Below are 20,452 nucleotides of genomic sequence, written 5' to 3' on the forward strand. Positions count from 1 at the left end.
CTGCCGAGGCAAGTCGTTCGCCGCCGCAATGCGCCTTGGCCGCGCCTGGCTTCAGCGTCAGCCCTTCAGCCGCCGGCGCGAAAGCGCTGCCAGACCCGGTCGCGCACTTCGGCGTGTTTCTCCGGCAGCACCTCCAGGGCGTGCAGGCGGCGCTTGGTGTCCTGGTCCGGATAGAGCCCGGGCTGGTTGAGCAGGGCGGCGTCGAGGAACTGCGCGGAATCGGCGTTGCCGTTGGGGTAGAGGGTCTCGGCGGTGATCAGCGCGGCCACCTGCGGCTGCATCAGGTAGTCGATGAAACGATGGGCCAGGTCGGCGCGCCGCGCGCTGGCAGGGATCACCAGGTTGTCGATAAATAGCACCGAGCCTTCCTCGGGCACCAGGAAGCGCACCGGCTGGCCGGCGTCGGCGGCGGCCAGGGCGTCGCCGACCCAGGCCATGGCCAGGCACAGGCGGCCGTGGCTGAGGTCGTCGATATAGCGTTCGCTGTCGACGTAGCGCAGATGCGGGCGCAGGCCGTCGAGCAGGTAGCCGGCGCGCTCGATGCGGCTCGGCGCGCTGCGCGCCAGACTGCGGCCCTGGTAGTTGAGCAGCAGCGCCAGGGTCTCGTCCGGGGCGTCCAGCACGCTGACGCCGCAGCTGGCCAGGCGCGCGCTCTGCGCGGGGTCGAACAGCAGGCTCCAGCTGTCCGGCAGCGGCCCGCCGTAGGCGGCCTCGGCCTGCGGCACGTTGATCGCCAGGCCCACCGCGCCCCACAGGTAGGGCACGGCGTGGCGGTTCTGCGGGTCGACCGCGGCCAGCTTGCTCAGCAGTTGCTTGTCCAGGTGCTTGCGGTTGGGCAGCAGGCGCAGGTCCAGCGGCTGGATGCCGCCGGCGGCAATCAGCGCCGGCAGGTCGTTGTGCGAGGGCACCGCGACGTCGATGGACTCGCCGCTGGCCAGGGCGTTGGCCAGTTCCTCGGCGCTGCTGAAGGTGCGGTACTCCACGGCGATGCCGGTGTCACGGGTGAAACTCTCCAGCACCTGCGGGGCGATGTAGTCGTTCCAGTTGTAGACACGGATGCTGTCGGCGGCGGCCGTCAGTCCGGGAGCCAGGGCCAGCAGTAGCGGAGCGAGAACGCGAAACATGACGACCTCCTCGAGGCATGGCTTCGCCGCTGCGCATGGCGCGGGCGGTTCGGCAGGGCGTGGGTGGCAGACAAAACAACGCCGGCACTAGGGCCGGCGTCGGGCATTGCATCAGACGGTATGCAGGTACCAGTTGTACTCGAGGTCGGAGATGGTGGTCTCGAACTCCTGCAGCTCGGCTTCCTTGCAGGCGACGAAGATGTCGATGTAGTCCGGGCTGATGTACTTGTTCAGCACCTCGCTGTCGTCCAGCTCGCGCAGCGCGTCGCGCAGGTTGTTCGGCAGGCTCTGCTCGAGCTGCTCGTAGGAGTTGCCTTCGATCGGCTCGCCTGGGTCGATCTGGTTGGTCAGGCCGTGGTGGATGCCGGCGAGGATCGAGGCCAGCATCAGGTAGGGGTTGGCGTCGGCGCCGGCCACCCGGTGTTCGATGCGCACGGCGTCGGCGCTGCCGGTGGGCACGCGCACGGCCACGGTGCGGTTGTCCAGCGCCCAGCTCGGCGCGTTGGGCACGTAGAACTGCGCGCCGAAGCGGCGGTAGGAGTTCACGTTGGGGCAGAGGAAGGCCATGCTCGCGGCCATGGTGTCGAGAATGCCGCCGATGGCGTGGCGCAGCGGCTGGTTCTGCAGCGGGTCGTCGGAGGCGAAGATGTTCTTGCCGGTCTTCTTGTCCAGCAGCGAGATGTGCACGTGCAGGCCGTTGCCGGCCTGGCCCGGGTAGGGCTTGGCCATAAAGGTGCTGTCCATCTCGTGGTCGTAGGCGATGTTCTTGATCAGGCGCTTGAGCAGCAGCGCGTAGTCGCAGGCCTTGATGGCGTCCTCGACGTGGTGCAGGTTGACCTCGAACTGCGCCGGGGCGCTTTCCTTGACGATGGCGTCGGCCGGGATGCCCTGCTCCTTGGCGGCTTCGAGCATGTCCTGCAGGCAGTCGACGTATTCGTCGAGGTCGTCGATCAGGTACACCTGGGTCGAATGCGGGCGCTTGCCGGAGATCGGCGAGCGCGGCGGCTGCGGCCGGCCGTTCACGTTCTCCTGGTCGATCAGGTAGAACTCCAGCTCGAAGGCGGCGCAGATCTTCAGGCCCATGTCGTCGAACTTCTGCACCACCTGGCGCAGCACTTCGCGCGGGTCGGCGAAGAAGGGGGTGCCATCCAGTTCGTGCATGGTCATCAGCAGCTGCGCGGTGGGGCGCTTCTGCCAGGGTTCGTTGCACAGGGTATTGGGAATGGGGAAGCAGATGCGGTCGGCATCGCCGATGTCCAGGCCCAGGCCGGTGCTTTCCACGGTGGCGCCATTGATGTCGAGGGCGAACAGCGACGCCGGCAGGTTGATGCCTTTCTCGTACACCTTGTGCAGGGCGTTACGGTCGATGCGCTTGCCGCGCACCACGCCGTTCATATCTGCAATAAGAAGGTCGACGAACAGGACCTCAGGATGTTCCTTAAGGAACGCGTTCGCTTCGTTAAGCTGAACGGCACGCGGGGGTACCGACATGATGCAACACCTTTATTGTTAAAAATATCAATCATGCAACTGCATAGGTGTGAGTCAATCGGAAACACCCATGGCTGTCAAGAGAGCCCTATGATGCCCTAAAAGAGGGCTGCACGGCCAGTTTTGGGGCGTTTCAGGGCATTGCGCTTGGCTGAAACGCCTGGCCGGCCGGGGTGCTCAGTCGGGTGTGTTCAATTTTTTACAGGGCTATTGTGTAAAAAAATGAACAAGGCTAAGCTCGGCTCAAACCCATAACAGCAATAAAACGGGTGTCTCATGTCTCGCCTGCCGATAGTCGGCGTCAGTGCCTGCACCAAGCAGATCGGTCACAACCTCTATCACACTGCCGGCGACAAGTATTTGCGCGCGGTGGTGGTCGGCGCCGGTGGCATGCCGCTGATCGTGCCGGCACTCGGCGAGCTGCTGGCGCTGCCGCAGCTACTCGAACAGCTCGACGGCCTGCTGTTCACCGGCTCGCCGTCCAACGTCGAACCTCATCATTACGCTGGCGCCGCCAGCGCACCCGGTACCTTGCACGATAGCGCACGCGATGCCACCACGCTGCCGCTGATCCGCGCGGCGCTCGACGCCGGCGTGCCGCTGCTGGGCATCTGCCGCGGCTTCCAGGAAATCAACGTGGCCTTCGGCGGCACCTTGCACCAGCGCGTGCACGAGATCCCAGGGCTGCTGGATCACCGCGAGCCGAAGGAGCAGCCGGTCGAGGTGCAGTACGGCCCGCGCCATGCACTGCAGGTGCAGCCCGGCGGGCTGCTCGACGGCATCGGCTTGCCGCGCGAGTTCCAGATCAATTCCATTCATGGCCAGGGCGTTGCACGTCTGGCGCCGGGCCTTCGCGTAGAAGCTCTGGCGCCCGACGGGTTGGTCGAAGCTTTTTCCGTCGAAGGTGCAAAAAGCTTCGCGCTGGGGGTGCAATGGCACCCCGAGTGGCAGGTAGCATCCAATCCGAATTATCTCGCCATCTTCCAGGCCTTTGGTGAGGCTTGCAGGGAGAGGGCGGGGCAACGCTGAACCGACTATACCTAGTCGGATTCTCCAACCCTGAGGTCTCTATGAGTACCAAGCTAGACCAGCTCACGAGCTGGCTGAAAGAACGCAAAATCACCGAAGTCGAATGCCTGGTCAGCGACCTGACCGGCATTGCCCGCGGCAAGATCTCGCCGACCAACAAGTTCCTCGACGAGAAGGGCATGCGCCTCCCAGAGAGCGTGCTGCTGCAGACCGTGACCGGCGACTACGTCGAGGACGACATCTATTACGAGCTGCTCGACGAGGCGGACATCGACATGTTCTGTCGCCCCGACGAGAACGCTGTGTTCCTCGTGCCCTGGGCCATCGAGCCGACCGCGATGGTGATCCACGACACCTTCGACAAGCAGGGCAACCCGATCGAGCTGTCGCCGCGCAACATCCTCAAGAACGTGCTCAAGCTCTACGCCGACAAGGGCTGGCGGCCGATCGTCGCGCCGGAGATGGAGTTCTACCTGACCAAGCGCAACAGCGACCCGGACTTCCCGCTGGTGGCGCCGATGGGCCGCTCCGGGCGCCCGGAAGTGGGCCGGCAGTCGTTCTCCATCGACGCCGCCAACGAATTCGATCCGCTGTTCGAGGACGTCTACGACTGGTGCGAGCTGCAGGATCTGGACCTCGATACGCTGATCCACGAAGACGGCCCGGCGCAGATGGAAATCAACTTCCGTCACGGCGAGGCCCTGCACCTGGCCGACCAGATCACCGTGTTCAAGCGCACCATGCGCGAGGCCGCGCTCAAGCACGACGTGGCGGCGACCTTCATGGCCAAGCCGATCACCGACCAGCCGGGTAGCGCCATGCACATCCACCAGAGCGTGGTGGACATCAAGACCGGCAAGAACATCTTCTCCAACGACGACGGCACCATGAGCGAGCTGTTCATGCACCACATCGGCGGCCTGCAGAAGTACATCCCCGAGGTGCTGCCGCTGTTCGCGCCGAACGTCAACTCGTTCCGCCGCTTCCTGCCCGACACCTCGGCGCCGGTGAACGTCGAGTGGGGCGAGGAGAACCGCACCGTGGGCCTGCGCGTGCCGGAAGCCGGGCCGCAGAACCGCCGGGTGGAGAACCGCCTGGCCGGTGCCGACGCCAACCCCTACCTGGTGCTGGCCGCCTCCCTGCTGTGCGGCTACATCGGCATGGTCGAGGGCATCAAGCCCAGCGCGCCGGTCAAGGGCCGCGGCTACGAGCGGCGCAACCTGCGTCTACCGCTGACCATCGAGGCGGCGCTGGAGCGCATGGAGGCGTGCAAGGCCGCCGAGAAGTACCTGGGCGAGAAGTTCATGCGCGGCTATGTCGCGGTGAAACGCGCCGAGCACGAGAACTTCAAGCGCGTGATCAGTTCCTGGGAACGCGAGTTCCTGCTGCTGTCGGTGTGACCGGGGCGGGCGCGGCTGGCCGCGCCCGTTGCCATCGATTTCATCGGGCCGCCGCCGGCGACCCGCGTAATAAAAGGTGTTGTCATGACCAACCCGAAAACCGCCCAGTGGCAGGCCATGAGCCGCGCCCATCACCTGGCGCCGTTCAGCGACTACAAACAGCTGGCCGAGAAGGGCCCGCGCATCATCACCGAGGCCAAGGGCGTCTACCTGTGGGACAGCGAGGGTCACAAGATCCTCGACGGCATGGCCGGGCTCTGGTGCGTGGCCGTCGGCTACGGTCGCGAGGAACTGGTCGAGGCCGCGGCGACGCAAATGCGCCAGCTGCCGTTCTACAACACCTTCTTCCAGACCGCCCACCCGCCGGTGCTGGAGCTGGCCCAGGCCATCGCCGAACTGGCCCCCGAAGGCATGAACCACGTGTTCTTCACCGGTTCCGGCTCGGAAGGCAACGACACCATGCTGCGCCTGGTGCGCCACTACTGGGCGTGCAAGGGCAAGCCTGCCAAGAAGATCATCATCGCCCGCGAGAACGGCTACCACGGCTCCACCGTGGCCGGCGCCAGCCTCGGCGGGATGAAGGGCATGCACGAGCAGGGCGACCTGCCGATCCCCGGCATCGCCCATATCCCGCAGCCCTACTGGTTCGGCGAGGGGGCGACAAGAGCCCGGACGAGTTCGGCCTGTGGGCCGCCGACCAGCTGGAGGCGAAGATTCTCGAGCTGGGCGTGGAGAATGTCACGGCCTTTATCGCCGAGCCGATCCAGGGCGCCGGCGGCGTGATCATCCCGCCCGAAAGCTACTGGCCGCGGATCAAGGAAATCCTGGCCAAGTACGACATTTTGTTCGTCGCCGACGAGGTGATCTGCGGCTTCGGCCGTACCGGCCAGTGGTTCGGCAGCGACTACTACGGCCTCAAGCCCGATCTGATGACCATCGCCAAGGGCCTGACCTCGGGCTACGTGCCCATGGGCGGGCTGATCGTCAGCGACAAGGTGTTCGCGGCGATCGAGGCGCACGGCGACTTCAACCACGGCTTCACCTACTCCGGCCACCCGGTGGCGGCGGCGGTGGGCCTGGCCAACCTGCGCCTGCTCAAGGAAGAAGGCATAGTCGAGCGGGTCAGGACGGAAACGGCACCCTATTTGCAGCAACGTCTGCGCGAGCTGGCCGAGCATCCGCTGGTGGGCGAGGTGCGCGGCGTCGGCATGCTCGGCGCCATCGAGTTGGTGCGGGACAAGGCGACGCGCACGCGCTACCCGGATGCGGTGGCGGCGGGCATGGTCTGCCGCGGACACTGCTTTACTAATGGTCTGATCATGCGCGCCGTGGGCGACACCATGATCATTGCGCCGCCGCTGGTGATCAGCCGTGCGGAGATCGACGAACTGGTGGAAAAAGCACGCAAGTGCCTGGACCTGACCCTGCTTGACCTGTCGGCCTGAACGGCCGGCGACCACGTAAAGTTGTCAGCGGTGCCATGACCTTGCCAGACTGCGCCAGTGCGTTGGCCAGCCTCACCGGAAGGGCCTGCGCACCTTCCGGAATACCGACACAACAACAGGAGCTGTACGCATGAAAACATTCGGCAAAACCCTTCTAGCGTTGTCCCTGGCCGCCGCCGTGGCTGGCACCGCTCAGGCCGAGGACAAGGTGCTGCACGTCTACAACTGGTCCGACTACATCGCCGAGGACACCCTGGACAACTTCCAGAAGGAAACCGGCATCAAGGTGGTCTACGACGTCTTCGACAGCAACGAAGTGCTGGAAGCCAAGCTGCTCTCCGGCGGCTCGGGCTACGACGTGGTGGTGCCGTCCAACCAGTTCCTCGCCAAGCAGATCAAGGCCGGCGTATTCCAGAAGCTGGACAAGTCCAAGCTGCCCAACTGGCAGAATCTCAACCCCGACCTGATGAAGGCGCTGGAAAACGCCGACCCGGGCAACCAGTACGCCTTCCCCTACCTGTGGGGCACCACCGGCATCGGCTACAACCCGGAGAAGGTCAAGGCCGCCCTCGGCGTCGACACCATCGACTCCTGGGACGTGCTGTTCAAGCCGGAGAACATGGAGAAGCTGAAGTCCTGCGGCGTGGCCATGCTCGACGCCCCGGACGAAGTCTATGCCGCGGCGCTGCACTACCAGGGCCTGAACCCCAACCCGACCAGCACCGACGACGTGGCCAAGGCCGAAGAGCTGCTGATGAAGGTGCGCCCCTACGTCACCTACTTCCACAGCTCCAAGTACATCTCCGACCTGGCCAACGGCGAGATCTGCGTGGCCCTGGGCTGGTCCGGCGACGTGTTCCAGGCGCAGGCCCGCGCCGAGGAAGCGAAGAACGGCGTGCCGGTGGCCTATGCCATTCCCAAGGAAGGCGCCGCCTCCTTCTTCGACATGATGGCCATCCCCGCCGATGCCAAGAACGTCGACGCCGCGCACACCTTCCTCAACTACATCCTGACCCCGGAAGTGATCGCGCCGATCTCCGACTACGTCGCCTACCCCAACGGCAACGCCAAGGCCACCCCGCTGGTCGCCGAGGAAATCCGCAACAACCCGGGCATCTACCCGACCGAGGAAGCCTCGAAGAAGCTCTACACCTTCTCCGAGCTGAGCCCCTCGGTGCAGCGCGCCATCACCCGCAGCTGGACCAAGGTCAAGTCCGGCCGCTAACGGCAGCAGCAACCTGTCTGCGGTGGGCATGCCCGCCGCAGACCCTAACAATAAAAGGAAGCTTGTATGCGTTGTTCGACCCTTGCGGCGGGCCGTCTGGCCGAGCCGATCGGAATGTCCCTCTGCGACCCGGCAGTCGTTTCCCGCGCGGGATAGCGCCCTGCGCGAAACGCTGAACAGGACGGATATTTCCGCTAAAGTGCCGGCCCTTTTGCGGGCGGCCCGATAGAAAGAGGATCTGCGTGTGCGAATTTCCTGCGGCAAGACCCTGATCACCGGTGCCCTGGCGCTGGGCCTGAATACCCTGGCCCAGGCGGCGGGGACGGTACACATCTACAACTGGAGCGACTACATCGGCGAGGACACCCTGGCCCAGTTCGAGGCGGCCACCGCCATCAAGCCGCTGTACGACGTGTTCGACTCCAACGAGACCCTCGAAGGCAAGCTGCTCGCCGGCCGCTCCGGCTACGACATCGTGGTGCCTTCCAACCATTTCCTCGGCAAGCAGATCAAGGCCGGCGCCTTCCAGAAGCTGGACAAGGCCAAGCTGCCGAACTGGAGCAACCTCGACCCGGCGCTGCTCAAGCAGCTGGAAACCAACGACCCCGGCAACCAGTACGCCGTGCCCTACCTGTGGGGCACCAACGGCATCGGCTACAACGTCGAGAAGGTCAAGGCGGTGCTCGGCGTCGACAGCATCGACTCCTGGGCGGTGCTCTTCGAGCCGGAGAACATGGCCAAGCTCAGCCAGTGCGGCGTGGCCTTCCTCGATTCGGCCGACGAGATGATCCCCTCGGTGCTCAACTACCTGGGCCTCGACCCCAACAGCACCAATCCGGATGACTATGCCAAGGCCGAGGCCAAGCTGCTGGCGGTGCGTCCCCATGTCACCTACTTCCACAGCTCCAAGTACATCGGCGACCTGGCCAACGGCGAGATCTGCGTCGCCGCCGGCTTCTCCGGCGACATCCTGCAGGCCGCCGATCGCGCCAAGGAAGCCGGCAAGGGCATCGAGATCGCCTACAGCATTCCCAAGGAAGGCGGCAACCTGTGGTTCGACATGCTGGCCATTCCGGCCGACGCGGCGAACGTCGAGCAGGCCCATGCCTTTATCGATTTCCTCCTCCAGCCGCAGGTGATAGCCGAAGTCAGCGACTACGTCGGCTACGCCAACCCCAATACCCTGGCGGGCGCGCTGATGGACCAGGAGGTGCGCAACGACCCGTCCGTGTACCCGCCGCAGGCGGTACTGGACAAGCTGTTCATCTCGGCCGAATTGCCGGTCAAGGTGCAGCGTCTGATGACCCGTAGCTGGACCAAGATCAAGTCGGGTCAGTAACCCTTCCCGCCCGGCCGCAGGGGTCGGGCGTTACTTCCGGGAGTTTTCCTAAATGGCTGTTGCCTCCAGCGCCTACAAAAAAGCCCTCGAGGGGGACCAGACACCGAAAGAGGTGCTGGTCAAGATCGATCGGGTGACCAAGAAATTCGACGAGACCGTGGCGGTCGACGACGTCTCGCTGACCATCAACAAGGGCGAAATCTTCGCCCTGCTCGGTGGTTCCGGCTCGGGCAAGTCGACCCTGCTGCGCATGCTCGCCGGCTTCGAGCGGCCCACCTCCGGGCGCATCATCCTCGATGGCGTCGACATCACCGACATGCCGCCGTACCAGCGGCCGATCAACATGATGTTCCAGTCCTACGCGCTGTTCCCGCACATGAGCGTGGCCGACAACATCGCCTTCGGCCTCAAGCAGGACGGCCTGCCCAAGGCCGAGATCGAGGCGCGGGTGGCCGAGATGCTCAAGCTGGTGCACATGAGCCAGTACGCCAAGCGCAAGCCGCACCAGCTGTCCGGCGGCCAGCGTCAGCGCGTGGCCCTGGCCCGTTCGCTGGCCAAGCGGCCCAAGCTGCTGCTGCTCGACGAGCCGATGGGCGCGCTGGACAAGAAGCTGCGTTCGCAGATGCAGCTGGAGCTGGTGGAGATCATCGAGCGGGTCGGCGTGACCTGCGTGATGGTCACCCACGACCAGGAAGAGGCCATGACCATGGCCCAGCGCATCGCCATCATGCACCTGGGCTGGATCGCCCAGACCGGCAGCCCGGTGGACATCTACGAGACCCCGGCCAGCCGCCTGGTGTGCGAGTTCATCGGCAGCGTCAACCTGTTCGACGGGCAGATCAGCAGCGACGAGGCCGACCACGCGATCATCGACTGCCCGCAGCTGGACAAGCCGATCTACATCGGCCACGGCGTCACCACCCGCGCCGAGGACAAGAAGGTCAGCTACGCCCTGCGCCCGGAAAAACTGCTGATGGCCAGCGAGCTGCCGGCCGATCACGAGCACCCCGAGTACAACTGGAGCCGCGGCCACGTGCACGACATCGCCTACCTCGGCGGCCACTCGGTGTACCACGTCAAACTCACCTCCGGGCAGATCGTGCAGTGCTTCATCGCCAACGCCGAGCGCCGCGGCAAGCGCCCGACCTGGGACGATCCGGTGGTGGTGTACTGGGAAGACGACAGCGGCGTGGTACTGCAATCATGAAACTGGCCAAACTCTCGCGCTACCTGCCCAGCGGGCGGCATGCCGTGATCGGCATCCCCTTCCTCTGGTTGTTCCTGTTCTTCCTGTTGCCCTTCGTCATCGTGCTGAAGATCAGCTTCGCCGAAGCCGACGTGGCGATTCCGCCCTACACCGAGATCTACAGCTGGGCCAACAACCAGTTGCAGATCGTGCTGAACCTGGGCAACTACATCTTCCTCACCGAGGACGCGCTGTACCTGTCGGCCTACCTCGGCTCGCTGCAGGTCGCCTTCTTCAGCACCCTGCTGTGCCTGCTGATCGGCTATCCGATGGCCTACGCCATCGCCCGCGCGCCGAAGGAACACCAGACGGTGCTGCTGCTGCTGATCATGATGCCGACCTGGACCGCGATCCTGATCCGCGTCTATGCCTGGATGGGCATTCTCGGCAACAACGGCCTGCTCAACAGCCTGCTGATGGGCATCGGCCTGATCGACACGCCGCTGCAGATCCTCAACACCAACGTGGCGGTCTATATCGGCGTGGTCTACTCCTACCTGCCGTTCATGATCCTGCCGCTCTACGCCAACCTGGTGAAGCACGACCTCAGCCTGCTGGAGGCCGCCTCCGACCTGGGTTCGAGCAACTTCAACAACTTCTGGAAGATCACCGTGCCGCTGTCGAAGAACGGCATCATCGCCGGCTCCATGCTGGTGTTCATTCCGGTGGTCGGCGAGTTCGTCATCCCCGAACTGCTCGGCGGCCCGGAGACCCTGATGATCGGCAAGGTGCTGTGGCAGGAGTTCTTCAACAACCGCGACTGGCCGGTGGCCTCGGCCCTGGCGGTGGTGATGCTGGCGATCCTGATCGTGCCCATCATTCTGTTCAACCGTAACCAGGCGAAAGAGCTGGAGGGCCGGCCATGATTCGTTCAATCACATTGAGCCCAGCATTCTGTTCAACCGGCTTTCCAACCAGAGTCGGGGCCAAAGAGCTGGAGGGACGGCCATGAAGCGTTTCAGTTTCTCCAACATCATGCTCTGGGCCGGCCTGCTGTTCATCTACCTGCCCATGGTCATCCTGGTGATCTACTCGTTCAACGCTTCGCGGCTGGTGACGGTGTGGGGCGGCTGGTCGGTGAAGTGGTACGTCGGCCTGCTCGACAACACCCAGCTGATGAACTCGGTGATGCGCTCGCTGGAGATTGCCTGCTACACCGCCATCGCCGCGGTGGCGCTGGGCACCCTGGCGGCCTTCGTGCTGACCCGGGTCACCCACTTCAAGGGCCGCACCCTGTTCGGCGGCCTGGTCACCGCGCCGCTGGTGATGCCCGAGGTGATCACCGGTCTGTCGCTGCTGCTGCTGTTCGTGCTGATGGCGCAGCTGATCGGCTGGCCGGCGCAGCGCGGCATGACCACCATCTGGATCGCCCACACCACCTTCTGCTCGGCCTACGTGGCGGTGGTGGTGTCGGCGCGCCTGCGCGAGCTGGATCTGTCCATCGAGGAGGCGGCCATGGACCTGGGCGCCAAGCCGTGGAAGGTGTTCTTCCTGATCACCGTGCCGATGATCGCGCCGTCGCTGGCGGCCGGGGCGATGATGTCCTTCGCCCTGTCGCTGGACGACCTGGTGCTGGCCAGCTTCGTCTCCGGTCCCGGCTCCACCACCCTGCCGATGGAGATCTTCTCCGCCGTGCGCCTGGGGGTGAAGCCTGAGATCAACGCGGTGGCCAGCCTGATCCTGCTGGCGGTGTCCTTCGCCACCTTCCTCGCCTGGTTCTTCGCCCAGCGCGCCGAGGAGCGGCGCAAGAAGGCCCTGCAGCAGGCCATGGACGAGACCGTCTGGCAGCCGGCCGCTAGCCGCAGCTAAACGACCGCTAGCGCGATAAAAAACGGGCCCGATGGGCCCGTTTTTTATGGCTGTGTCTGAGTTAGCTGTGGCCAGGCGCTCCAGGGCAGGCTCGGGGGTCTTGTAGGCTGTGCCGGGCGGCGATCCGCCCTAGCCCACGCTGACCACCGTCGGTGGGCTGAAGCCCACCCTACGGGGCTGTACCGCGGCGTAGCGCACCCGCTGGCGGATGTCGCGGGGCCGCCCAGGCCGCGGGCAGCCTTGCGCCAAGACAAAAAAAGCCCGGCGCTAAGGCCGGGCGGAGTGGGTACACAAAGTACCAAAGTAGCAGCGTGGATGCGGCCTAGCTCATGCCCAGCCAGTTCGGCAGGGCCAGGGACACGGCCGGGATGTAGGTGATCACCATGAGGAAGCCGATCAGCATCATCAGCCACGGCAGGGCGGCGCGGATCACGTGGGTCAGCGGCATGCCGGTCACCGCCGAGGTGACGAACAGGTTGAGCCCCACCGGTGGGGTGATCAAACCGATCTCCATGTTCACCACCATGATGATGCCCAGGTGGATCGGGTCGATGCCCAACTGCATGGCGATGGGGAACAGGATCGGCGCGAGGATCAGGATGATCGCCGAGGGTTCCATGAAGGCGCCGGCGATCAGCAGCACGATGTTCACCACCAGCAGGAACTGCCAGGGCTGCAGGCCGAGGTCGACCACCCAGGCGGTGATGGTCTGCGGGATCTGCTCGGTGGTCAGCACGTGGGCGAAGAGCATGGCGTTGGCGATGATGAACATCAGCATGATGGTCAGCTTGCCGGACTCCAGCAGTACCTTCGGGCATTCGCGCCAGGTCAGGTCCTTGTAGATGAACAGGGCGACGAAGCCGGCGTACACCGCGGCCACGGCCGCGGCCTCGGTGGGGGTGAACATGCCGCTGTAGATACCGCCGAGGATGATCACCATCAGCGACAGGCCCCAGATCGCCTCACGCGCCGAACGCAGCCATTCGCGCAGGCTGGCGCGCGGCAGGGCCGGCAGCTTCTTGACCCTTGCGACTATGTAGATCGCCACCATCAGTGCCACGCCGAGCATGATCCCGGGGATCACCCCGGCCATGAACAGCTTGCCCACCGACTGCTCGGTAGCAGCGGCGTACACCACCATCACGATCGACGGCGGAATCAGGATGCCCAGGGTACCGGCGTTGCACACGATGCCGGCGCCGAACGCCTGCGGGTAGCCCGAGCGCACCATGCCGGCGATGGCAATCGAGCCGACCGCGGCCACGGTGGCCGGCGAGGAGCCCGACAGTGCGGCGAACAGCATGCACGCCAGCACCGCGCCGATGGCCAGGCCGCCACGGATATGGCCGACACAGGCGTTGGCGAAGTCGATCAGGCGCTTGGCCACGCCGCCGGTGGTCATGAAGGCGCCGGACAGGAGGAAGAACGGAATCGCCAACAGGGTGTAGTGCTCGCTGGTCTCGAACAGCTTGATCGCCAGCGAACGCACCGAGTCGGGGCTGAACAGCATGATGGTGACCGAGCCGGCCAGGCCGAGCGAGGCGGCGATCGGCACGCCGATGAACATCAGCAGGAACAGCAGGAGGAAGAGGAACAGAACGGTCATTGCTTGGGCTCCTCGTGCTCATTGATCTTCAGGGCGTCGGCGGCTTCGTCGGCCAGGCCCAGGCCGGTCTGCTCGTTGCGCAGGATGCGCACGAAGATTTCCAGGAAGCGGACGAACACCATGGCGTAGCCGAAGGGCACGATCATCGCGATATGCCATTGCTGGATGCCGTAGTGGCCGAGGTCTTCGGCACCGATGCCGGCGATGAACAGGGTGCGTACCCAGTCGAAGCTGCCGACCGCGATCAGCCCGGCGTAGCCCAGGCAGCACAGGCAGGCGACGATGCCGATGGCGCGTTGCACCGGCCGGCTGGCCAGTTTGACCAGGGCGTCGACGCCGATATGGCCGGCGGTGCGCACGCCGTAGGCCAGGCCAAAGAAGATCAGCCAGCCGAACAGGGCCTTGGTCAGTGCGTTGCTCCAGGTCATCGCCTGGGCCATGTCGAGGATGGCGTCGCCGATGCCGAGCAGAAACTCGTTGCCGCCGAAGCTGTCGCCCAGCCAGTAGAAAACGGTGTAGAGGTTGTTGAGGATCACGTAGACGAAGGTGATCAGCGTCATGGCCGCCAGGAGAAAGGCGATAAAGCCTTCCTCGAAGTGCTCCCAGACGCGCCGCAAGGCGTTCATGGTCGGTTCTCCCGAATGGAAAGGGCGTAGGGCGGGGCGGCCATGTGCGGCCGACCCACCGGTTGCAGCGTGGCGATGCCCAGTGGGCATCGCGGTGGGCTGGCGCTAGTCGCGGCGTCGCCCACCCTACGGCTCTCCGGCCTTACTGCTGGTTGGCGGCCTGAGCGGCTTTGATCAGGTCGGCACCGATCTCGCCTTCGAACTTCTTCCACACCGGCTGCATGGCGTCGCGCCACAGGGCACGCTGCTCCGGGGTCAGGGTGAGGATTTCGGTGGTGCCGGCCTCGAGGATGCGCTGCTTGTCGCCTTCGTTGAGGGCGTCGGCCTGCTTGTTCACCTCGACGGTGACCTCGGCCATGATCTTGCTCAGCTCGTCACGCACGTCCGCCGGCAGACCGTCCCAGAACTTGGTGTTGGTGATCACCATGTAGTCGAGCAGGCCGTGGTTGGACTCGGTGATGAACTTCTGCACCTCGTGCATCTTCTGGCTGTAGATGTTCGAGTAGGGGTTCTCGGCACCGTTGACCACGCCGGTCTGCAGGCCCTGGTAGACCTCGGCGAAGCTCATCTTGCGCGGGTTGGCGCGCACCGCCTTGAACTGCTCTTCCAGCACCGCGGAAGCCTGTACGCGGAACTTCAGGCCGCGGGCATCCTTGGGCTCGAGCAGCGCCTTGTTGGCCGACAGCTGCTTGAGGCCGTTGTGCCAGTAGCCCAGGCCGGTGATGCCCTTGTCGGTCATGGAGGTCAGCAGCTTCTGGCCTTCCGGGCCCTTCTGGAAGCGGTCGACCGCGGCCATGTCGTCGAACAGGAACGGCAGGTCGAAGATCTGGATCTGCTTGGTGTAGTGCTCGAACTTGGCCAGCGACGGGGCGATGATCTGCACGTCGCCGAGCAGCAGCGCTTCCATTTCCTTGCCGTCGCCGAACAGCGAGGAGTTCGGGTAGACCTCCACGCGCACCTTGTCGCCCAGGCGCTCTTCGGCCAGTTGCTTGAACAGCAGCGCACCCTGACCTTTCGGGGTGTGCTCGGCAACCACGTGGGAGAACTTGATGACAATGGGGTCGGCGGCCTGGGCCATGCCGGCGATGGACAGGGACAGGGCGCAAGCCAGCGCCTTGGCAGTCAGTTTGAACATGCGGATGCTTCCTCTTGTTGTGTTTATCGCATTGGCGCCAGGGGCGCTGCTGACGAACGGACAAGAGCAAGTCTAGGCGGCTTGGGCGAAAACGCCGGCTGAGGGCAGCGAGGCCTGGACTTGTACTTGTGGGTTCGCTTGGGCATTGCCTAGAGCAACCCTTGTGCCAGGCTGCCCTAGGCGATCGCGCGGTAAGTCGGGGGGAAGGCGCCAGGGCCCGTGGTCAGGGGCCTGTCTGGCGTTGCGTGAGCGGCCGGCGCCGGCGGCCGGCGGCTGCAAATGGCGGTGGGCGAGGCTGGCGTTGGCGGTTTCTCGCCAGTCAGTCGAAGTCCTCTGGCGAGCTTCCGCCAGCGCCGGAGAAATGCAGGCCGTGCTTGCGCAATTTGTCGTGCAGGGTCTTGCGCGGCAGGCCGAGGGCCTCGGCCAGGCTGCGCAGCGAGCCGTGCGGGCGGCTGAGTTCGGCGGCGATCAGCGCCCGCTCGAAGGCTTCGACCTGTTCACCGAGGCCGCCGCTGACCGGCGGCAGGTTCGGCGCGTTGCTGTCCAGCGCCAGCTCCAGGCCGAGGGCGAAGCGCTCGGCGGCGTTCTGCAGCTCGCGCACGTTGCCCGGCCAGGGGTGGCGCAGCAGCAGTGCGCGCTGTCCCGGCTGCAGTTCGCGGGGCGGCAGGCCGTGGCGCGCGGTGGCGCCCTCGGCGAAGTGCTGGAACAGCAGCAGGGCGTCCTCGCCGCGCTCGCGCAGCGGCGGGATGGACAGCGGCGCGACGTTCAGCCGGTAGTAGAGGTCGGCGCGGAAGCGTCCGGCATCGGCGGCCTGGCGCAGGTCTTCCTTGGTCGCGGCGATGACGCGAATGTCCAGCGGGATCAGCTGGTTGCCGCCGAGGCGTTCGACCACCCGTTCCTGCAGCAGGCGCAGCAGCTTGACCTGCACGTCCAGGCTCATGCTCTCGATCTCGTCGAGGAACAGGGTGCCGCCGTTGGCGAACTCGAACTTGCCGATGCGGCGTTTCTGCGCGCCGGTGAAGGCGCCGGCCTCGTGGCCGAACAGCTCGCTTTCCACCACCGACTCGGCCAGGGCGCCGGCGTTGATGGCGACGAAGGGGCCGTCGCGGCGGCTGGACAGGTCGTGCAGGGCGCGCGCCACCACCTCTTTGCCGGCACCGGTCTCGCCGAGGATCAACACGTCGGTGGCGATTCCGGCCAGCGCGCCGATCTGCTCGCGCAGGCGCTGCATCGCCGGCGACTGGCCGACCAGGCGCCCGGCCAGCTGTTGGCGATCGGTCAGCGCCAGGCGCAGGCTGCGGTTGTCCAGCACCAGGCGGCGCAGATCGAGGGCGCGGCGCACGCTGTCGAGCAGGTCGTCGTTGGCGAAGGGCTTTTCCAGGAAATCGTAGGCGCCGGCGCGCATCGCCTGCACCGCCAGCGGCACGTCGCCGTGGCCGGTGATCAGCAGCACCGGCAGTTCGGCGTCGCGCTCGCGCAGCTGGGCGAGCAGCTGCAGGCCGTCGATGCCGGGCATGCGGATGTCGCTGACCACCACCCCCGGCCAGCCGGCCGGAATACGCGCGGCCAGGCCCTGGGCGTCGCCCAGGCTGAGCACCTTGAGTCCGGCCAGGTCGAGGGTCTGGCTGAGTGCCTGGCGCAGGTGGGCGTCGTCGTCGATCAGCAGAACCTGGGTGCGGCTGTCGATGGCGCTGTCGCTGGTCATGGCGAGGGGTCCTCCGGGGGTTGCAGGTTGACGCCGGGGCTGGCGAGGCGCAGGCGCAGGGTGATCAGGGCGCCGCCGTCCGGGTGGTTGGCCAGCAGCAGCTCGCCGCCCAGGGCGCGCATCAGGCTGTCGCAGATGGCCAGGCCAAGCCCCAGGCCCTGGGCGCTGGTCTTGGTGGTGAAGAAGGGTTCGCGGGCGCGGGCCAGGGATTCGGTCGAGAAGCCCGGGCCATTGTCGCGCAGCAGCAGTTCGAGCTGGTCGTCCTGCTGCCGGGCACTGATCCAGATGCGTCGCGGCGGCGCCTTGGCGACCAGGGCGTCGAGGGCGTTGCCGAGCAGGTTGCCGAGCACCTGGCGCAGGCGCGTCTCGCCGGCCTGGACCCACAGGGTGGCATCCGGCAGGTCGCGGATCAGCTCCACGTCCATCGCCCGGCGACGCTTGGCCAGCAGCGCCAGGGCGTCGTCCAGCGCCGGCTGCAGGGCCACCCGTTCCGGGGCGTGGCGGTCGCGGCGGGCGAAGGCGCGCAGATGGGCGATGATCGAGGCCATGCGCTCGGTCAGTTCGCTGATCAGCTTGAGGTTGGCGCGGGCGTCCTCGCCGCGCTGGTGGTCGAGCAGGGTGGCGGCGTTCTCGGCGTAGCTGCGGATCGCCGCCAGCGGCTGATTGAGCTCGTGGCTGATGCTCGCACTCATGGTGCCGAGGGCCGACAGCTTGCCGGCCTGAACCAGCTCGTCCTGGGCGCGCACCAGTTCCTGCTGCGCCTGTTCGCGTTCCAGCACCTCCTGCTTGAGGCGGCTGTTGAGCAGCTCCAGGTCATGCGTGCGTTCGGCCACGCGCTGCTCCAGTTCGGCCTTGGCGCGGCTGTCGAGGGCGATGCGTTCGAGGTAGTGGCGACGACGCTGCATCAGCAGACCGAGCAGCAGCAGCAGCGCCAGCAGGGCGGCGGCGCCGACCGCCACGGCGCTGCGCACCGGGCGATCGAGGAGGATGCGCGGGGCGAGGATGCTCACCGTCCAGCCGGTTTCCTCCAGTGCGCGGCTCTGTGTCAGCCAGGCGCCGGGGTCGAGGTTCAGCGCCGGCGGCGCCTGGGTCGGGTAGGGCTGGTTGGCGGCGATGGCGGCCTGCTCGACGCGATCCAGCGGGCGGCTGGCGTGGAAGCGCCAGTCCGGGCGCGAGGTGAGGATCACCACGCCGTTGGTGTCGGTCACCAGCAGCTGTTCCGGGGTGTTGCCCCACAGGGTTTCGGTGTGGTCGAGGTCGACCTTGACCACCAGCGCGCCGATGTTCTGCTCGTTCTCGCGCACCGCGTAGGCGAAGTAGTAGCCGCGCTTGCCGGAGGTGGTGCCGAGGCCGAAGAAGCGCCCCAGGCGCCCGGCCAGCGCCTCGCGGAAGTAGGGGCGGAAGGCGAAGTTGCCGGCGACGAAGCTGTCCGGTTTGTCCCAGTTGGAGGCGGCCAGGGTGACGCCGCGCGGGGTCATCAGGTAGATCACGTCGGCGCCGGTCTGCTCGCGCACCCGCGTCAGCAGGCGATTGGCGCTGTCCAGCACGGCGGGGTCGTCGGGGGCATGCAGGGCGGCGCGCAGCCCCGGCAGGTCGCCGAGGATCTGCGGCAGCACCTCGTAGCGCCGCAGGGTGCCGAGCAGGTTGGCGACGTAGAGGTCGAGGGTCTGCCGGTTCTGCTCGATCAGCACCTCGCGGTAGTAACGCTCGGCCAGGTAGTGCACCGGCCACAGCAGCGGCGCGAGCAGCAGCGCCAGCAGCAGCAGGCTGCGCCAGCGGGGGCGTCGCGGGGAGGCGGGGGTCGTGCTCATGGAAAACTGCGCCGGGATGATCGGCGCATTATGCACATTCCGCCGGGCGCCTTCAGTCCGCGCGTTGCAGGCAGGCGTCCAGCGCCGCCTGCCAGGCGGGCAGGCGCACCTGCCAGTCACGCGCCAGCTTGCTGCCGTCCAGGCGCGAGTTGAGCGGCCGACGCGCCGGCGTCGGGTAGTCGCTGGAAGGGATCGCCAGCAGCTCGGCGCAGGGCCTGCCGGCGGCGCGCAGGCGTTCGCCGATGGCCTGGGCGAAGCCGAACCAGCTGGTCTCGCCCTGGCAGCTCAGGTGGTAGGTGCCCCAGTGGCGGTTGCCCGCCTGCCAGGCCGCGATCAGCTCGGCGGTGGCGGCGGCGATGCTGCCGGCCCAGGTCGGCGCGCCGATCTGGTCGGCCACCACCTTGAGCTGGTCGCGCTCCTGCAGCAGGCGCTGCATGGTCAGCAGGAAGTTCTTGCCGTGCCGCGAGTAGACCCAGCTGGTGCGCAGGATCAGGTGGTCGCAGCCGCTGGCCGCCACCGCCCGTTCGCCGGCCAGCTTGCTGGCGCCGTACACGCCCAGCGGATTGGGCGCGTCGCTCTCGACGTAGGGCGCGTCTTTGCTGCCGTCGAACACGTAGTCGGTGGAGTAGTGCAGCAGCGGAATACCCAGCTCGGCGCAAGCCTGCGCCATGACGCCGGGGGCCTCGGCGTTGATGGCGAAGGCCAGCTCGCGCTCCTGCTCGGCCTGATCCACCGCGGTATGGGCGGCGGCGTTGATCAGCAGCTGCGGGCGCTCGCGTAGGATGATCTCGCGCAGGCTGGCCGGGCGGGCCAGGTCGAAGGCCTGGCGACCCAGGCTGATCAGTTCATGCCCCTGCAGGGTCAGTTGCAGTTCGCGGGCGACCTGGCCGGTGTGGCCGCTGATCAGGATCTTCATGGGAAGGTCTCGGCGTCCTGCAGGCTCAGGCCCTGCTGGTCCTTGGCCGACAGTTGCGGGGTGAGGCCATCCAGCGGCCAGTCGATGGCCAGGCTGGCATCGTCCCAGCGGATGCAGCGCTCATGGGCTGGGGCGTAGTAGTCGGTGGTCTTGTAAAGGAACTCGGCATACTCGCTGAGCACCAGGAAACCGTGGGCGAAACCTTCCGGCACCCACAGCTGGCGCTTGTTCTCGGCCGACAGGTGAGCACCGACCCACTGGCCGAAGGTCGGCGAGCTGCGGCGCAGGTCCACTGCCACGTCGTAGACCTCGCCGGCGCTGACCCGCACCAGCTTGCCCTGGGCCTGCTGCAGCTGGTAGTGCAGGCCGCGCAGCACGCCGCGGGCCGAGCGCGAATGGTTGTCCTGGACGAAGTCGCGGCTCACCCCGGTGGCCTCGGCGAAACGGCGGGCATTGAAACTCTCGTAGAAGAAGCCGCGCTCGTCGCCGAACACCTGGGGCTCGAGGATCAGCACCTCGGGCAGACGGGTCTGGATCACCTGCAT

The 20,452-nt window shown here is 66.3% G+C and carries 16 protein-coding genes and 1 pseudogene; 8 read left to right on the forward strand and 9 right to left on the reverse strand.

Features of this window, described 5'->3' with window-relative positions:
- Positions 1–65 precede the first annotated feature (65 nt).
- Both AC1G9C_RS01495 and AC1G9C_RS01500 read right to left on the reverse strand, forming a co-directional pair.
- Entirely contained in the window at positions 66–1,124 is a 1,059-nt protein-coding gene (locus AC1G9C_RS01495) for an extracellular solute-binding protein (protein WP_480409269.1), read from the reverse strand.
- A 111-nt stretch (positions 1,125–1,235) separates the two neighbouring features.
- Entirely contained in the window at positions 1,236–2,615 is a 1,380-nt protein-coding gene (locus AC1G9C_RS01500; RefSeq protein ID WP_397497580.1) for a glutamine synthetase family protein, read from the reverse strand.
- Between the two features lie 276 nt (positions 2,616–2,891).
- Here AC1G9C_RS01500 and AC1G9C_RS01505 point away from each other — a divergent pair, with 276 nt between their 5' ends.
- From AC1G9C_RS01505 to AC1G9C_RS01540, 8 genes and pseudogenes are all read left to right on the forward strand, one after another.
- Positions 2,892–3,644 carry a gamma-glutamyl-gamma-aminobutyrate hydrolase family protein gene (locus AC1G9C_RS01505; protein ID WP_122109392.1) on the forward strand — a complete coding sequence of 251 codons (753 nt, stop codon included), beginning with the start codon at positions 2,892–2,894 and terminating at the stop codon, positions 3,642–3,644.
- 41 nt (positions 3,645–3,685) lie between these two features.
- Entirely contained in the window at positions 3,686–5,044 is a 1,359-nt protein-coding gene (locus AC1G9C_RS01510) for a glutamine synthetase family protein (RefSeq protein ID WP_021444035.1), read from the forward strand.
- An 84-nt stretch (positions 5,045–5,128) separates the two neighbouring features.
- A pseudogene (locus tag AC1G9C_RS01515) lies at positions 5,129–6,489 on the forward strand (aspartate aminotransferase family protein).
- A gap of 130 nt (positions 6,490–6,619) precedes the next feature.
- Entirely contained in the window at positions 6,620–7,714 is a 1,095-nt protein-coding gene (locus AC1G9C_RS01520; protein WP_021442148.1) for a polyamine ABC transporter substrate-binding protein, read from the forward strand.
- Positions 7,715–7,958: 244 nt separating this feature from the next.
- Positions 7,959–9,053 carry a polyamine ABC transporter substrate-binding protein gene (locus AC1G9C_RS01525; protein WP_480409270.1) on the forward strand — a complete coding sequence of 365 codons (1,095 nt, stop codon included), beginning with the start codon at positions 7,959–7,961 and terminating at the stop codon, positions 9,051–9,053.
- 52 nt (positions 9,054–9,105) lie between these two features.
- Positions 9,106–10,260 (forward strand): polyamine ABC transporter ATP-binding protein, encoded by a 1,155-nt coding sequence (potA, locus tag AC1G9C_RS01530; RefSeq protein ID WP_397497584.1) that lies wholly within the window; start codon positions 9,106–9,108, stop codon positions 10,258–10,260.
- 23 nt (positions 10,261–10,283) lie between these two features.
- Positions 10,284–11,165, forward strand: coding sequence for an ABC transporter permease subunit (locus AC1G9C_RS01535; RefSeq protein WP_177342867.1), 882 nt, complete (start codon positions 10,284–10,286; stop codon positions 11,163–11,165).
- Between the two features lie 82 nt (positions 11,166–11,247).
- Positions 11,248–12,108 (forward strand): ABC transporter permease subunit, encoded by an 861-nt coding sequence (locus AC1G9C_RS01540; protein ID WP_122109706.1) that lies wholly within the window; start codon positions 11,248–11,250, stop codon positions 12,106–12,108.
- A 322-nt stretch (positions 12,109–12,430) separates the two neighbouring features.
- Here the strand turns inward: AC1G9C_RS01540 and dctM are convergent, their stop codons facing one another.
- The 7 genes from dctM to rfbC all read right to left on the reverse strand — a co-directional run bounded on the left by dctM (position 12,431) and on the right by rfbC (position 20,452).
- On the reverse strand, positions 12,431–13,714 hold the full coding sequence (gene dctM, locus AC1G9C_RS01545; protein ID WP_397497585.1) for a C4-dicarboxylate TRAP transporter large permease protein DctM: 1,284 nt from the start codon (positions 13,712–13,714) through the stop codon (positions 12,431–12,433).
- The gene (locus AC1G9C_RS01550) at positions 13,711–14,340 is read right to left on the reverse strand and encodes a TRAP transporter small permease (RefSeq protein WP_122109705.1); all 630 of its coding nucleotides are present in this window, start codon (positions 14,338–14,340) and stop codon (positions 13,711–13,713) included. Before AC1G9C_RS01550 ends, dctM begins: the two co-directional genes overlap by 4 nt.
- A 142-nt stretch (positions 14,341–14,482) precedes the next feature.
- The gene (dctP, locus tag AC1G9C_RS01555; RefSeq protein WP_021442155.1) at positions 14,483–15,475 is read right to left on the reverse strand and encodes a C4-dicarboxylate TRAP substrate-binding protein DctP; all 993 of its coding nucleotides are present in this window, start codon (positions 15,473–15,475) and stop codon (positions 14,483–14,485) included.
- 319 nt (positions 15,476–15,794) lie between these two features.
- Complete coding sequence (locus tag AC1G9C_RS01560; RefSeq protein ID WP_021442156.1) at positions 15,795–17,180, reverse strand: sigma-54-dependent transcriptional regulator; 1,386 nt, start codon at positions 17,178–17,180, stop codon at positions 15,795–15,797.
- On the reverse strand, positions 17,177–18,991 hold the full coding sequence (locus AC1G9C_RS01565; RefSeq protein ID WP_480409271.1) for a sensor histidine kinase: 1,815 nt from the start codon (positions 18,989–18,991) through the stop codon (positions 17,177–17,179). Before AC1G9C_RS01565 ends, AC1G9C_RS01560 begins: the two co-directional genes overlap by 4 nt.
- A 52-nt stretch (positions 18,992–19,043) precedes the next feature.
- A complete protein-coding gene (gene rfbD / locus AC1G9C_RS01570) occupies positions 19,044–19,907 on the reverse strand; it encodes a dTDP-4-dehydrorhamnose reductase (RefSeq protein ID WP_480409272.1) in 864 nt (287 codons plus the stop codon).
- A complete protein-coding gene (rfbC, locus tag AC1G9C_RS01575) occupies positions 19,904–20,452 on the reverse strand; it encodes a dTDP-4-dehydrorhamnose 3,5-epimerase (protein WP_480409273.1) in 549 nt (182 codons plus the stop codon). The genes rfbD and rfbC overlap by 4 nt, the downstream gene beginning before the upstream one ends.

This window comes from Pseudomonas sp. ABa2, from assembly GCF_056676075.1.

What these genes read in the sequence shown, in the direction of transcription:
- AC1G9C_RS01550 (WP_122109705.1), bottom strand. Translation starts at nt 14,340, where the DNA reads ATGAACGCCTTGCGGCGCGTCTGGGAGCACTTCGAGGAAGGCTTTATC.
- AC1G9C_RS01520 (WP_021442148.1), top strand. Translation starts at nt 6,620, where the DNA reads ATGAAAACATTCGGCAAAACCCTTCTAGCGTTGTCCCTGGCCGCCGCC.
- rfbD (WP_480409272.1), bottom strand. Translation starts at nt 19,907, where the DNA reads ATGAAGATCCTGATCAGCGGCCACACCGGCCAGGTCGCCCGCGAACTG.
- potA (WP_397497584.1), top strand. Translation starts at nt 9,106, where the DNA reads ATGGCTGTTGCCTCCAGCGCCTACAAAAAAGCCCTCGAGGGGGACCAG.
- AC1G9C_RS01540 (WP_122109706.1), top strand. Translation starts at nt 11,248, where the DNA reads ATGAAGCGTTTCAGTTTCTCCAACATCATGCTCTGGGCCGGCCTGCTG.
- rfbC (WP_480409273.1), bottom strand. Translation starts at nt 20,452, where the DNA reads ATGCAGGTGATCCAGACCCGTCTGCCCGAGGTGCTGATCCTCGAGCCC.
- dctM (WP_397497585.1), bottom strand. Translation starts at nt 13,714, where the DNA reads ATGACCGTTCTGTTCCTCTTCCTCCTGCTGTTCCTGCTGATGTTCATC.
- dctP (WP_021442155.1), bottom strand. Translation starts at nt 15,475, where the DNA reads ATGTTCAAACTGACTGCCAAGGCGCTGGCTTGCGCCCTGTCCCTGTCC.
- AC1G9C_RS01495 (WP_480409269.1), bottom strand. Translation starts at nt 1,124, where the DNA reads ATGTTTCGCGTTCTCGCTCCGCTACTGCTGGCCCTGGCTCCCGGACTG.
- AC1G9C_RS01505 (WP_122109392.1), top strand. Translation starts at nt 2,892, where the DNA reads ATGTCTCGCCTGCCGATAGTCGGCGTCAGTGCCTGCACCAAGCAGATC.
- AC1G9C_RS01500 (WP_397497580.1), bottom strand. Translation starts at nt 2,615, where the DNA reads ATGTCGGTACCCCCGCGTGCCGTTCAGCTTAACGAAGCGAACGCGTTC.
- AC1G9C_RS01510 (WP_021444035.1), top strand. Translation starts at nt 3,686, where the DNA reads ATGAGTACCAAGCTAGACCAGCTCACGAGCTGGCTGAAAGAACGCAAA.
- AC1G9C_RS01560 (WP_021442156.1), bottom strand. Translation starts at nt 17,180, where the DNA reads ATGACCAGCGACAGCGCCATCGACAGCCGCACCCAGGTTCTGCTGATC.
- AC1G9C_RS01565 (WP_480409271.1), bottom strand. Translation starts at nt 18,991, where the DNA reads ATGAGCACGACCCCCGCCTCCCCGCGACGCCCCCGCTGGCGCAGCCTG.